Source organism: Mangrovibacillus cuniculi (assembly GCF_015482585.1).
Classification (GTDB): domain Bacteria; phylum Bacillota; class Bacilli; order Bacillales; family R1DC41; genus Mangrovibacillus; species Mangrovibacillus cuniculi.
In genome coordinates this window covers 224317-238526 of record NZ_CP049742.1, presented here as the reverse complement: position 1 = coordinate 238526, position 14210 = coordinate 224317, and the positions used below count along the sequence as shown (strand labels likewise).

Here is a 14210-nt window from a genome sequence, read left to right as displayed (position 1 = left end):
GTAATTTGTATGTACAAATGATGTTAGGGTGGATAACATGAAGTCCGAAGAAGAGTTAGTATTAATGAATTGCTTGTTCTTTTCCGCAAACCGTTTCGCTAGGCACATTACGAAACTCACGGAAGACGTGTTTGAGCAAGAACTGGCACCGTCATATTTGTATATGGTAATGGTCATCCATTTTCATCCTGGAATAACGCAAAAAGAACTTTGCCAGCGTCTTTCCATCGCACCTTCTACCAGCACTCGCTTTATTGATAAATTAGTGAAGCATAAAATGGTGGATCGAAAAATGGACGGAAAAGAAACAAATATCTATCTAACCCAAATAGGGGAAGAGAAATACGTGGAGTTTAGACGTTTGTTAAAAGAACTTTTTGAAGAATATGCGACCATTCTTGGAAAAGACTTCAGTCTTCAATTAAGTAGAATGTTGCATGAGGCAAGCGAAAAGTTTGAGGATTAAGTGTCTTATATCGTTACCAAGGGATCTACCACCTTCGCTTCCCTTGGTGTCTACGATACTTCTCTACTAATAACATAAGAGAGATATACTTTTTTTACCCCATCATTTGTACATACAAATAAAAGGAGTTATTGATATGAAAATTTTAGTAATTGTTGCACATCCTTCCATTAATGAATCTATTGTAAACAAACATTTAGCTACAAGATGGTCACAAGAAGAAAATGTTACTGTCCATTATTTATATACAGAATATCCTGATAGAAAAATAGATGTACAGAGAGAACAGGAACTATTACTTGCACATGACCGTATCCTTTTTCAATTCCCGTTATATTGGTACAGCAGCCCCTCTCTATTAAAAGAGTGGCAAGATGTTGTGCTTGAATATGGTTGGGCTTATGGTACTCAAGGAACAAAACTACATGGAAAAGAGTTCGGGTTAATTATTTCCACCGGTGGTCCAGAAACTGCTTACCAAGCTGGTGGTTTTAATCATTACAGCATTAGTGAGTTAACGAAACCGTTTCAGGCAACAGCCAATTTAACAGGAATGCGTTTCCTACCAACATATGCAATCCAAGGTGTACGAACTCTTTCTCCCGAAGATCTATCTATTGAAGCAGAGAGGATGATCAAGCATTTTTAATAGTTGATCAAACGTTTGTTTAAAGATATTGTCGAATGTATGCTACTCTTCGGTGTTGCTGGTCACGTAACAAAAAGCTGCGAAGTCCGTTTCCTCCGCAGCTTTCTTTTTATTTAAATAGATTTGCAGTTAACCGAATATCCTTACTTGCAGCAATAGCAGATATTACTGCTACTCCATCGGCACCTGCATTTCTCACAATCACCGCATTCTCGGGAGTAATTCCTCCAATCCCTACTTTAGGAAGAGAAGGATACATTTTGGTCGCATGCTCAATTAACCACGTTCCTGCTGGTTCTTTTGCATCGTCTTTTGAGCGTGTGCCAAATACCGGACCAATCCCCACATAGTCAGCAAGTTCCGCTGCTCTCCTCAGTTCTTCTTTTGTATGCACAGAGACTCCTAACATTTTACTTGGACCTATCTTCTCTCTAACGGAAGCAATATCTTCATCTTCTTGCCCAACGTGTACGCCATCAGCATCTAATTCTATCGCCAAGTCGACGTCATCGTTTATAATAAATGGAACATGATACTGCTGACACAACGCGAAGAGGGATGTTGCTAATTCTCGTTTCTCTGCACCTTGCAAGCTACCAATACCCTTTTCTCTAAATTGAAAACAAGTAATGCCACCTTCTAGTGCTTCTTTTACTGTCTCCAAAGGGTCTTTCTTCGCGTTTTGACTACCTAAAATAAAATAGATCTCCAATTGCTTACGAATGTCTTGATAGTACAACCGGTTCAACGATAACCCCTCCACCAGTAAGATGTCGTGCACTCTCTTGATACGCCCAATGATTTGTTGGTCCATGTCCGTTGCCAATGTGCAAATCTTGCTTAATAGCCTGATAGATAAAGCATTTTGCTAGATAAGCAGATTCTCTAATAGTTTTTCCTTTTGCTAGTTCTGCTGTTAACGCAGCCGAAAAGGTACATCCCGTTCCATGTGTATTTTGGGTGTGAAGTCTATTACTTTTCACCACATACTTCTCCGTTCCTCTAACTACGAGATCCCATGCATCTGATTCTTCAGCGTGACCTCCTTTTAGAATGACACATTCTGCTCCCATACTAAGTAAATCGTCTGCAGCACGCAACCGATCTTCCATGTTACGAATGGATTCACCTGTTAGCACTTCCGCTTCCGGAATATTAGGCGTAATCACTTTTGCCAGAGGGATTAATTTTTGCACTAAAGCTTCTACCGCTTTCTCCTGCAAAAGGGAAGCTCCTCCTTTAGCAATCATCACAGGGTCAACTACTAATTTTCTAAAGCCGTATTTCCTGACTGCCGCCGCAACCACTTCAATGATTTCATGGTCAAATAACATCCCTGTCTTCACAGCGCTTATTGTAAAATCATTTCCAATAGAAGCTAGTTGACTCTCAACTGCACTTGCGCTCATCGGGTATACAGCCTGCACTCCAGTTGTATTTTGAGCAGTCACAGCTGTAATAACGGATGTACCAAAGACGTTAAGTTCTTGAAACGTCTTTAAATCCGCTTGAATACCTGCGCCGCCTCCTGAATCCGATCCTGCAATCGTCAATACTTGAGGAATCATCGAACTACCTCCTCTATTTGCAGTCGTGGCTTTATATCTTCCGCAGTCACATCATGTAAAAGATCCATAAAGGCAACCACAAAACTACCAGGTAACTTGGTTTTTTCTGCTGCCAGCTCTCCTACCACGCCGTATGTCGCAATAGCAGTTGTTACTTTTGAAAGAATAGTAGACGCTGATTCCACTCCTAAAAATGCACCAATAACGGCGCTTAGTAAGCAGCCAGAACCAGTTATAAGCGGCATTACAGGGTCTCCATTTTTTACCTTATAGACCGTATTCCCGTCCGTGATAATATCGATTTCTCCCGTCATTCCAACCGTACATTTATGTTTTGTCGCCACCAATTCTGCAATGTACTCAGCGCTATGAGACCCAACTCCAGCGTCCACCCCTTTTGCTTGCCACTCCACATCTGCTATCGTTGCAAGCTCTCCAATATTCCCACGAATCACATCCACATTCACTTCTTGCAAAATAGTCTGAACAACACGTCGACGAAATTGACTTGCCCCAACTCCTACTGGATCCAGCACGACAGGAACTCCTTTTACATTCGCGGCTTTTCCAGCTAAAATCATTGCTTCCACAGTAGTAGGGTTTAACGTACCGATGTTTAAAACGACGGAGGAAGCAATAGTCACCATATCTTCCATTTCTTCTGGTGAATCCGCCATAATCGGTGAGGCCCCTAAAGCAAGCAATCCGTTAGCAGAAAAGTTGGCTACCACGATATTGGTGATATTGTGAACCAAAGGATTCTCTTGTCGAATCTTTTGTAACAGCAGCCCATCATATATCATCGTTGTGCCACCTCTCTATTCATCAACGAATCCCACGATTCTAATGACCAACTCATCTCCCAAAATGCTAACTCGTAATAGCTACTCTTCACGAAATGTTTCTCTATTCTATCTTTCTCATGATCTGATAACTCACCTACCAGCTCATCTAAACGATTAATTTGTTCTGTCACTAGTTCACCAAACCAATCTGATGCATAGGTTGCAATCCATTTATCATAGATTGGATGGTTTGGTTTTGCGTGTTGCAACTTCTGGCCAATCTCATAATACAGCCAGTAGCAAGGCAAAATCGCTGCTAGTAAATCCGCTAACGTCCCTTCTTCTGCGGCACGATACATATGGGACGTATAGGCGTAAGCAGTCGGAGCTGGTTCAAACGCTTGAATCTCTTCTTCTGTAATATCTAATAGTTCATAAAAATGTTGATGCAAGGAAAGCTCTGCCTCAAATGTGTGACTCGCATGTGTCACAAAACGCTGCGCAGTATCCATATTGTCTGATTTAATCGCACCGAGTGCTTGCACTTTCGCAAAATGGTGTAGATAGTAAGAATCTTGCATCACATAGTGTCTAAAGTTCTTTACCGGTAAACTACCGTCTGCAATCCCTTTGACAAACTGGTGCTGAAAGCTTGCTTCCCAAATCGGTGCTACTTTTTCTCGTAAGTCTTTTGTAAAAGTGGTCATTATGAATCGCTCCTTTTTTGTTTTAGATGGAACATGAATACTCATCTAAGAACGGACCACATCTCGTGATCAACGATGAGTGGTTACTGGTCACGTAACAAAAAAGCCACTCCCAATGGAAGTGGCGTTAGAAGGTCAATAAATAATAAACACATTGAACGACTCGCCCACTTCCCTCCGCTAGTATGAACTAGATCAGGTTCAAAGGGTCTTTGCGTAACACGCTCATCTCAGCCTATTGTATAGGCCCCCCTAGTGGTAAAAATATGTAGTTGTGACGTTTCTTTCACTATAACATGTCAGAAAATTAATTCAAGCAAAAAGATAACTACCTCATTGATCAAACGTTTGTTTAAATTTAATGTCGAAATAGCACGAAGGAAACTCAACCAAGATCTATATAATTTTACGAGAGTTAGTGTATCTATCTTTGTTATCTGATAAGCTAAAAGTTAAGATAATCCACTTCCGTTAAGGTGTCGTTAAAAATAATTTAAAATACAATAAATGAAAAAGTAGGTATCGTATATGATAGATGAATTTTTGCATCAAAACCCTTTTGAATCAGATGATACCATAGAGGTAATTCTTACAAGATTGGTAGGTTACTTGTCAGAAATATTTACAGAAGCTACCGTTACCACAATGATTTATGATGAATCGTCTCAAACACTTAATCCCGGACCAGGATATGAAGCGTTCCCAAATTCTTACACGAAGGTTGCTAGTAACCTCCCTTTACGAATGGGTGGATGTGGAGTTGCTGTAGCAGAAAAGCGCGTAGTAATAGTAGAAGATACACACAAAAGCGAAATATGGAAGCCTTTTGTCGTTCACAGTGATAAAGTTGGTGTTCGAGCTGTTTGGTCCGTTCCTATAATCTTCCGAGACAAAATTTATGGCACATTCGCCATCTACCACTTTGCCCCATATACACCTACAGAATTAGATATCAAGTTAACTATTTTAATGAGTAAACAAGCAATTACTGCCATCTCCTATGTAAAACAAAAAGAACTAGAAAGTATGTATACCATCATTGCTAATAAATCTAAAGATATTATAACGATCACGTTATCTGATGGTTCCTTATCCTATATCAACCCAGCAGCAAAGAAAATATTAGGCTATAGTTTAGAAGAAGTGATGGGGAATAACTTTGATCGGTTTATTTATCCGGAAGATCGAGAAATAGTAAAAGAGTATCGAGATAAAATCCTTCAATCAGATAGTAATTCCAGTGTAGAGTTTCGAGCATTTACGAAAAAAGGCACTTTAACTTGGTTGGAAACAACTTCTACAGCAATTTATAATAAGAACGGAAAGCTCACACAAGTTGTTAGTACCACAAGAGATATACAAGAGCGAAAGTTTTCTGAGAAAGCTTTATTGCATTCAGAGAAATTAACCACAGTTGGGCAAATTGCAGCCGGCATTGCGCATGAAATTAGAAATCCATTAACCTCCCTTAAAGGATTTTTACAATTACTAGATGCGAAAAACGATATTACAAGAGAATATATATCGATCATGTCAAATGAGCTAAGTCATATCGAACTGATTTCCAATGAGATGTTGATTTTAGCAAAGCCTCAAGCAAAACATTTTGTTTATGCCAACTTATTAGAAATTCTAGAAAGCGTTCTAGTCTTATTGGATAATCAAGCAATCTTACATAACGTCGAGATAAAAAGGAATATCACATGTAGTCCAGTAGTCTTTTGTGTACCTAATGAATTGAGACAAGTATTTGTGAATCTAATAAAAAATGCAATGGAATCAATGAATAAATCAGGTGGCTCCATTTTAATAAATGTTCAACAAACTGCTTCGTTAGTGACAGTGGAAATAGTGGATTCTGGTGAGGGAATAACGTCAGAAAAGTTGGTCCAGCTAGGCACTCCATTCTATACAACGAAAGAAAAAGGAACAGGACTAGGATTATTAGTTACCTACAAAATAATTGATCAGCACAATGGTAGTCTTGTGTATGAAAGTGAAGTGAATGTCGGAACTACTGCTAGAGTAACATTGCCGCTTCATCATCAGTAGTAAGGTCTAAAGTAAAAGCAGCGAACCTCTCTTCCTTAACAGAAAGGTTCGCTGCTTTTTAGTTTCTTTTTGCTTTAAAGGATAACAAACTCACTACTAATAAGAGTACTAGGGTCCCTACATAAAGATAGGTGGGCAGTTGTTGGAGAACGGTGACAAATCCAACTTCTAAGAAAAGGGATGGAATTTTCCCTATCGTTGTCGCAATCGTGAAGGATAGAAATCCCATCTTACTAAATGCAGCGGTTAGAGCAACTAACCCAGATGGTACAAACGGTAGTAACCTTAAAATAATGACGGCAAAGAAGGCCTCGGCACCTTCTTTATCTCTTACAATGCGTAGAAATTTATTGTTTACAGGCTTTTCTTGCTTTTCACGGAAGAGATTAATCCCTTTTCGATATAGGATAAAGCTCGCCATAGCTCCCAGTGCTTCTCCAATAATTAAAATAGGGATACTTGCTTGTACACCGAGAGCAGAAACGGTGCCAAGTGTGACGAATGTACTTGGAACCACTCCTAAAATGGATACAATAATGTTCATAAGGATACTTATAATAGCCACTAATATTGGGTCTAGTGTGGTCCATTGTTCTAGAATACTCATATAATTTCCTTTCTACTGAAAAAGCTAAGCGACGCTTCATCGCTTAGCTTCTTTTATATCATAAATCCGTCAATTCTTCCTGTGTTACCCACTTATGATTCTTCACTTCTTTACCATCCGTTGTGGTGTAATCTACCATGTAGACAGTTGTTTCTTCTGCAGCTTCAATTACACCAGTCGCTCCCATCATACCTTCCATATGGTCGGTATTGATTTCTACTTCTGTGCCTGGTTCAATTGGCGCTTCTGGAGCATTCAGTAATTCTTCTTGCACAACCCATTTGTGGTCTTTCACTTCAGGGCCGCCAGAAGTTGGCGTGTAGGTAATGACATAGGCTGTCGTGTCAAAAGCTCCAACGATAGTCGCTTCCACACCTTCCATTTCATCCATGTGAGCATTTTGGATTTTTGCTTTGGATCCGACTTCATATGTAGGATTTTCCGCTTCTTCTAGTCCCTCTGGTATAGAGCCGTCGCTAGAGTGATCCATCTCCGAATGATCCATACCACTGTGGTCCATGTCACTGTGATCTTCTTGTTGAGCGTTTTCTTCTGGTTCGTTTACTTCTTCATCATTGTTGCAAGCACCTAACAAAAGAATGGAAGAAAGTGCTAAGCTTCCTATGAGTGTATATTTCTTCATTGTCATCGCCTCCTATAATGAAAGTATAGCCAATAGAAATCAAATTAAAAAGTAATATGGAGTTGGGGGGAAACTCTCGGATGGCGGCTTTGGCGACTTCTATGACTTGCCGTATGGCGCATGCTGCTTTTTCCGCGGCTTTGACGACTTGCCGTATGGGGCACGCTGATTTCTCGGCGGCTTTGGCGACTTGCCGCATGGGGCACTCTGTTTTCTCGGCGGCTTCTACGACTTGCCGCATGGGGCACGCTGCTTTCTCCCCGGCTTCTCCGACTTGCCGCATGGGGCACGCTGTTTTCTCGGCGGCTTAAGCCATTTGTCGCCTCACTTCCATTCCTGTCATGGCGACTTAACCCTTTTGTCGCCTCGGTCCCACTCCTGCCATGGCGACTTATCCCGTTTGTCGCCTCACTTCCACTCCCCCAATGGCGACTTTACCCTTTTGTCGCCTCGCTTCCACTCCTGGCATGGCGACTTAACCCTTTTGCCGCCTCGCTTCCACTCCTGCCATGGCGACTTTACCCTTTTGTCGCCTCGGTCCCGCTTCCCCCATGGCGGCTTAAGCCTTTTGTCGCCTCGCTTCCACTTCTACCATGGCGACTTAACCCTTTTGCCGCCTCACTTCCATTCCTGTCATGGCGACTTAACCCTTTTGTCGCCCCGCTTCCACTCCCCAATGGCGACTTAACCCTTTTGTCCCCTCGCTTCCACTCCTACCATGGCGACTTAACCCTTTTGTCGCCTCGGTCCCACTCCTGACATGGCGACTTATCCCTTTTATCGCCTCGGTCCCGCTTCCTCCATGCCGGTTTTGCCCACTTGCGACAAAAGAAAGGGACAAAACGGAATTCCGCTTTGTCCCCACTATACTTCTATTTATTTTTCGTTCTGTATCCAATCAATCTCATCGAATTAAATACTACTAACAATGTCGCACCCATGTCTGCGAAGATGGCCATCCAGAGTGTTAACCATCCTGGTATGATCAACAACAGTGCAGCCACTTTTAACAATAAGGCAAAAGAAATGTTCTGCTTTATAATCGTCAGTGTTTTTCTGCTTAGACCAATCGTATACGGTAGCTTCGTTAAGTCATCTGCCATCAAAGCAATGTCTGCCGTCTCAAGCGCTGTATCAGTTCCAGCGCCGCCCATTGCGATTCCCACTGTTGAGGTAGCTAATGCTGGAGCATCATTCACTCCATCTCCCACCATTGCAATGCTTCCATACTTTTCACGCAGAGCTTTCACAGCTGTTACCTTATCCTGTGGAAGCAATTCCGCTTTCACATTGGTAACGCCAACTTTCTCTCCAATAGCTTTACCAGTTGCGCTATTATCTCCAGTGAGCATGATTGTTTCCTGAATACCAATACTGCTCAGCTCTTTAATAACCGCCTTACTAGTATCTCTCACCTGATCAGCTACGGCGATGATGGCTAATACGTTTTGGTGTGTTCCAAGCAACAACACTGTCTTAGCTTCTTCTTGCAGGGACGTTACTTTCTCCAGCACTTCCGAAGGTACTTCATCGAATAACGCTGGACTTCCAATCAAGTACTCTACTCCATCAACAGTCGCCTTGGCACCTTTACCTGTTATTGATTGGAAATCTGCAGCTTCCAACTCTTTTTGGTCAATACCAAGCTGTTCTCCTTTTAACAAGATTGCTGATGCCAAAGGATGTTGAGAGTATTTTTCTATTGCCATCGCTATCTTGATTACTTCTACTTCTGAAGAATCTAACAACACGATGTCTGTTACTTCTGGCTGTCCTTTTGTTAACGTACCTGTTTTATCAAACGCAATAGCTTTTAATCTACCGGCCTCTTCTAAATGAATACCGCCTTTAATTAATACACCTTGCTTCGCAGCGTTGCCAATGGCTGTTACGATAGCAACTGGTGTCGAAATGACAAGTGCACATGGGCAACCAACTACCAATACCGCTAATCCCCTATAGATCCACTCTGACCAATCACCACTGAAAAACAGAGGAGGAAACGTCGCTACCATTCCAGCGATCACTAGTATAGCAGGGGTGTAATACTTCGCAAATTTATCCACAAAAGCCTGTGAGGGTGCACGTTCTGCTTGTGCTTCCTCTACTAAATGAATAATTTTAGCGATCGTGGTGTCTTCCACTCGCTTCGTAATCTTCACTTCTAAAGAGCCTTCTTCGTTTAAAGTACCAGCATACACTTCGTCCCCAACTTTTTTGGAAACGGGGATTGACTCACCCGTTATGGTGGATTGGTTAATAGTCGACGTTCCTTTCACTACCTCCCCGTCCATCGCCAATTTTTGTCCTGGCTTGACTAACAAAATATCTCCAATCTGCATCTCTTCTCGCGCAAGCTCAATCTCTAATCCGTTTCTTCTGACAACGGCTTTTTTCGGTGCTATGTCCATTAGTGAACGAATGGATTGCCTTGCTTTATCCATAGAGTATTGCTCCAGTGCCTCACTGATAGCAAAAAGGAACACCACTACTGCTCCTTCACTCCATTCCCCAATTAAAGCAGCACCTATTACAGCTATCGTCATTAACGTTTTCATATCAAAATGGATAGAGACTAAATTCTTTAACCCTTCCTTAAATAGGCTAACTCCACCGATAATAATAGACAGTGCGAACAGTCCTATCGTCCAGTAAGACTCTTCTCCAAAAGAGAAGAATGCTACGTAACCCGCTAGTAAAAATAAGAAAGAGATAAATGTTTGTTGAACATGTTTACTTTGCCACAAAGGTGTTTTTTTCCTATTTGTCTCTTGTTCACGGTACACTTTGATCCCATCAAACGCTCCTGCTTTTTCTAACTGTTCTACCGTTGCATCACCGAACACCGTAATTTTGGATGCTCCAAAATTCAGCTGAACGTCTGACACGCTGGAGATATCACGTATGTTTTTCTCAAATTTAGCAGCACAATTTGTACAGGAAAGCCCTTGTAATCTGTACGTTTCTTGTTTATTTTCTATTTCCTTCGCCATGGCTTACACCTTCTTTAGAGTGAATTAATGCAATGGAAACGAGCTGGTGAATATGGTCATCGTCTAGTGAATAGTAAACCATTTTTCCGTCTTTCCTAAACTTCGCTAACCCTTTATCTCTTAATAGACGCAAATGGTGTGAAGCTGTTGCTGTTGTAGATCCAATAATATTGGCAACATCGCATACGCATAGTTCTTTTTCTATCGTTAATGCATAAGCAATTTTCATTCGAGTTGGGTCTGCTAATGCTTTAAACAATTCGGCTACACCATTTACTTCTTCTACTCTGTCCTTTAAATCCTTTACTAATTCTTCATTGAAGCATGTAGTATCGCATGTGGAATCTTTTTTTATTATTTGACTCATTTCGCATCCCCTTTATATTCAAATAGTTGTTTGAATGTTTGATTATATGCTTAGTGTATGCAGAAGCGAAGGATATGTCAAAGAAAACATTTCAAATAAGTATTTGAATGTCATAGTCTTTTGTACTATACCTGCACTAATAAAACAGGGAATATGAAGTGAATAATCTCTCTTTATACATTAACCAAAAGTGACTGCACAGGGATTTCCGTTGCAGGAGGCGACTCTAATCCCAAATATTTATTCTGTAGAATCATTAATTTTGAAATAATTTAATACAAAAACAACACAAAAAAGGTACATTCGTATTTTGAAATAATTTAATACAAAAACAACACAAAAAAGGTACATTCGTATTTTGAATGTACCTTCTTATTTTATCTCAGCCTCTTCTTCTAGTTTAAATCGTTACCTCTTGTGTATAGGGCAAGATTACTTTTTATTCGTCGTCCTTACCGTTGCCTTTTCCATTTCCTTTACGATTTGAATCATTGTCTTCGTTGTCCTCTTTATCTTCTTGCTCGTCATCATTTTCAGACTTACTGTTATGTTTATCTTGTTTGCGATCTTCATTCTTTTGCTTGTTTTTTTCAGCTTTTTCTTTACCTTCTGCTCTTCTCTCTTCTGTTTTAACTTTTGTTTCTTCTTTCTTCTCTTTCACTTCTGCTTTTTTCTCTTCTGCAACAGCTTTACCAGTTTGCTTTTTCTCTGGTTGTGTTACCACAGTTTCATCTTTTTCTGTTGTTTCTTCTACTACTTCTTCAACCGTTTCTTCTGTTATTTCATCTGTTTCTACTTCATCTGTAATAACTTCTTCTGTCGTTTCTTCTGGAAGTTCAACTTCTACTTCTTCCATTTTCTTTTGTTCTTTTTTCTCGATTTTTTCGATCTTCTTCTCTAGTTTACCGAAGCTCTTCTCAATATTTTTCATTAACGCTTCTTGAGCAGTTGGGTTGTCCACTTTTTCTAAAGCAGCAAGCAACGCTAAAATATTGTTTCCAAGCATTGTACGAACTTCTTCTTTCACCGTATCTTCTTCTGTTACTTCTTCTTCTGTCTCTTCTACTGTATCTTCTTCAGCAGTTTCTTCTTCCGTCACTTCTTCTGTATTACCTTCTACAGCTTCCGTTTCTTCTGTAGTTTCTTCCTCCATAGTGTCTTCTTCAGGAGTTTGCTCTACTTCTTCCTCTGTACCTTCTAGTAGGTCACTCGCTTCTTCTTGCATTGATAAAGCTTTTTCTAATAGCTCTGCAGCTTCTTCTGATTTCCCATCAGCAATTAATGCATTTGCTTCTGCAATACGCTCTGCAGCAAATTCAGCTAATAGTTTTGCTTCTTTGAAATCATCGTTCGTAATAGCAAGACGAATGTTTTCCATAAACGTTTTCACAAAATAGAAGAACTTTCCTGGTACTAGAGAAGGTGCTTCTTCTTCCAATTCAGGAACTTCTACTACTTCATCAGTTTGTGAGATACCCTCGACGATAATCGCTTCTGTTTCTTCTACACTAGTGTTTTCATTTGCTGAAACTGTTCCACCAGCAGCAGCTAATAATAGAGCTGACGTAATCATTCCGCTAGTTGCTAATTGATATAGTTTTTTATTATTCATGTTTGTTCCATCTCCTTTTTTGTTTTTCGTTAAAAGATACGGAACCGTTTTCTCCTTTTTGTCGGCTTATTAGAAAAAAGATAGAAAATAGTAGAATATTCATACTATCTTTCATACCAAAAAAAACACGATTTCCCTTAATAACAAATCGTGTTTTTTCCAAGTTCACATATACCTATATTTAGTTATTCACAGGCCCATCCATCTTTGTCACCATCGTGTTTTGGATTATAGGAAGGATGTTCTTTCCCTACTCCATTAGGGTAAACTTTTCGAAGTTCCGTACAGTTTGCGAAGTCTCCATTTTCCGCTTTCTGATCGAAATCTCCAGAAGTTGTTCCATTAGGTCCAATTGACCATAACCCTACTTCTTTTTCTCTAGCTTCTTCCGCAAATTTTCGGAATAATTTACTATACGACACATCGGGTGGGAAAGTAGAAGGTTCTGCATATCCATTTAATAGCAGGTCTGCATTAAACATGTGTTCTCTTATTTCTTGTTCATTCCTAACACTTTTCGGAATCTCCAACCAAATGAAGCGAAGTTGTCTGTCATATCGGTCTCTATCAGAAACATCTCGTTGCAAGAAGACTTCTTTACCTAGGATCATTGCAGTAGTATATTTTTTAGCTTTTTCTCCGTACTCTTCTATGCGATTAGAACTTTCCGGACTGTTCACACCGATCAATCTAATTTTTTCTCCACTTTCTGTCACAACTGTATCACCATCAATTACTCTATCAATGGTAACTGCTTCTAGTTGTAAATCGTCCAATAATTGTTGCCTTTCACGCTCGGTCAAATTGGGTGACTCTATAAGTTCTTGAGCTTTTCTTTCTGCCTCTCGTTCACTTTCCACATTGCCTTTTGGACCTTCTATAGTAGAATTATGAAAATTTACTTCCTCAGATTTCCTGTCATTCGTTGAGTCGCCACCATTGGTTGCAAAACCTATTAAACTAATGGTGATACCAAGGACAATGAGAACAATAGAACGCGTTTTCTTTTTTTGTAAACGCGTACTAGCCTTCCACTCTCTAATTCCCCAAGCCGTAATGACAATTCCGATCATAATAAGGGGAAATTGAAGGAGAAACAGAAGAAGAATTAATATGACGATAACAAATAAACATCCTCTCATCGAATTTCCTGCCTTTCATAATATACTTATAACAAAAAAAGTAGCTTACTAGCTACTTTTCCTTGTTTATCTAAGTATTATCCTATTGTTAAACAATGTAAACAAATATACTCTCAACCTGTTAGCTAAATCAATGCCTGAACACTTTCCCACTTGTCTTTCAAGAAGCATAAACTCCTACCGTTGGAAAATATTCAAAGATGATATGACCAAAATCCACCGATTAATTTACTGTAACTAACATGATAATATCCTCTATTTACTAAGCAGATAAGACTATTATTTTGTCCATTGTCAATTGTGTAGGTACCTGCCCAGCCATTTACCATTTGTCTGAATAGTATTAAGTAGACAGAGAGGAGGAAAGAAGTATGCAACATTTTGGTGTGCCCCACTATCGCAATGGTAATCAACGTATATTCGTAGGAGGCTTTGGCCGTAGACCGTTTTTTGGAGGTCCATTTCTTGGAGGTGTGGCTGGAGGTTTGTTAGGTGCAGCATTATTAGCTCCTGCTGTAAGACCACCTGTTTATTATCCATACCCACCTTATCCTTACTATCCACCTTACTATTATTAATATGATATCAAAAGAAAGGGATAGACTATTCTACCCCTTTC

Annotated in this window: 14 protein-coding genes and 1 riboswitch; of the genes, 4 read left to right on the top strand and 10 right to left on the bottom strand. The window is 40.0% G+C overall.

Annotation, left to right across the window (positions count from 1 at the left end; genetic code table 11):
- Window positions 1-37 precede the first annotated feature (37 nt).
- Both G8O30_RS01150 and G8O30_RS01145 read left to right on the top strand, forming a co-directional pair.
- On the top strand, window positions 38-466 hold the full coding sequence (locus G8O30_RS01150; RefSeq protein ID WP_239673186.1) for a MarR family winged helix-turn-helix transcriptional regulator: 429 nt from the start codon (window positions 38-40) through the stop codon (window positions 464-466).
- A 136-nt stretch (window positions 467-602) separates the two neighbouring features.
- Window positions 603-1115, top strand: coding sequence for an NAD(P)H-dependent oxidoreductase (locus tag G8O30_RS01145; protein WP_239673185.1), 513 nt, complete (start codon window positions 603-605; stop codon window positions 1113-1115).
- A gap of 109 nt (window positions 1116-1224) precedes the next feature.
- Here G8O30_RS01145 and thiE read toward each other — a convergent pair whose 3' ends face one another.
- The 4 genes from thiE to tenA are packed head-to-tail and all read right to left on the bottom strand — an operon-like array spanning window position 1225 to window position 4175.
- On the bottom strand, window positions 1225-1863 hold the full coding sequence (gene thiE / locus G8O30_RS01140; protein ID WP_239673184.1) for a thiamine phosphate synthase: 639 nt from the start codon (window positions 1861-1863) through the stop codon (window positions 1225-1227).
- Window positions 1832-2683 (bottom strand): bifunctional hydroxymethylpyrimidine kinase/phosphomethylpyrimidine kinase, encoded by an 852-nt coding sequence (thiD, locus tag G8O30_RS01135; protein WP_239673183.1) that lies wholly within the window; start codon window positions 2681-2683, stop codon window positions 1832-1834. Before thiD ends, thiE begins: the two co-directional genes overlap by 32 nt.
- Window positions 2680-3486 carry a hydroxyethylthiazole kinase gene (gene thiM, locus G8O30_RS01130; RefSeq protein ID WP_239673182.1) on the bottom strand — a complete coding sequence of 269 codons (807 nt, stop codon included), beginning with the start codon at window positions 3484-3486 and terminating at the stop codon, window positions 2680-2682. Before thiM ends, thiD begins: the two co-directional genes overlap by 4 nt.
- Window positions 3483-4175: a thiaminase II gene (tenA, locus tag G8O30_RS01125; protein WP_239673181.1), complete on the bottom strand. Its 693-nt coding sequence runs from the start codon at window positions 4173-4175 to the stop codon at window positions 3483-3485. Before tenA ends, thiM begins: the two co-directional genes overlap by 4 nt.
- 155 nt (window positions 4176-4330) lie before the next feature.
- Window positions 4331-4439: riboswitch (TPP riboswitch) on the bottom strand.
- A gap of 264 nt (window positions 4440-4703) precedes the next feature.
- Here tenA and G8O30_RS01120 point away from each other — a divergent pair.
- Window positions 4704-6227 carry a PAS domain S-box protein gene (locus tag G8O30_RS01120; RefSeq protein ID WP_239673180.1) on the top strand — a complete coding sequence of 508 codons (1524 nt, stop codon included), beginning with the start codon at window positions 4704-4706 and terminating at the stop codon, window positions 6225-6227.
- Window positions 6228-6285: 58 nt separating this feature from the next.
- Here the strand turns inward: G8O30_RS01120 and G8O30_RS01115 are convergent, their stop codons facing one another.
- From G8O30_RS01115 to G8O30_RS01090, 6 genes are all read right to left on the bottom strand, one after another.
- Window positions 6286-6834, bottom strand: a complete 549-nt coding sequence (locus G8O30_RS01115; RefSeq protein ID WP_239673179.1) for a TVP38/TMEM64 family protein — start codon at window positions 6832-6834, stop codon at window positions 6286-6288.
- 58 nt (window positions 6835-6892) lie between these two features.
- Window positions 6893-7477, bottom strand: coding sequence for a YdhK family protein (locus G8O30_RS01110; RefSeq protein ID WP_239673178.1), 585 nt, complete (start codon window positions 7475-7477; stop codon window positions 6893-6895).
- 872 nt (window positions 7478-8349) lie between these two features.
- A complete protein-coding gene (locus tag G8O30_RS01105; protein ID WP_239673177.1) occupies window positions 8350-10470 on the bottom strand; it encodes a heavy metal translocating P-type ATPase in 2121 nt (706 codons plus the stop codon).
- Window positions 10448-10837 (bottom strand): ArsR/SmtB family transcription factor, encoded by a 390-nt coding sequence (locus G8O30_RS01100; protein ID WP_239673176.1) that lies wholly within the window; start codon window positions 10835-10837, stop codon window positions 10448-10450. The genes G8O30_RS01105 and G8O30_RS01100 overlap by 23 nt, the downstream gene beginning before the upstream one ends.
- Window positions 10838-11276: 439 nt before the next feature.
- On the bottom strand, window positions 11277-12449 hold the full coding sequence (locus G8O30_RS01095; RefSeq protein WP_239673175.1) for a DUF5667 domain-containing protein: 1173 nt from the start codon (window positions 12447-12449) through the stop codon (window positions 11277-11279).
- 185 nt (window positions 12450-12634) lie between these two features.
- Window positions 12635-13591, bottom strand: a complete 957-nt coding sequence (locus G8O30_RS01090) for a thermonuclease family protein (protein WP_239673174.1) — start codon at window positions 13589-13591, stop codon at window positions 12635-12637.
- 371 nt (window positions 13592-13962) lie between these two features.
- Between G8O30_RS01090 and G8O30_RS01085 the strand changes: the two genes are divergently transcribed.
- Window positions 13963-14169 carry a hypothetical protein gene (locus G8O30_RS01085; RefSeq protein WP_239673173.1) on the top strand — a complete coding sequence of 69 codons (207 nt, stop codon included), beginning with the start codon at window positions 13963-13965 and terminating at the stop codon, window positions 14167-14169.
- Window positions 14170-14210 lie beyond the last annotated feature (41 nt).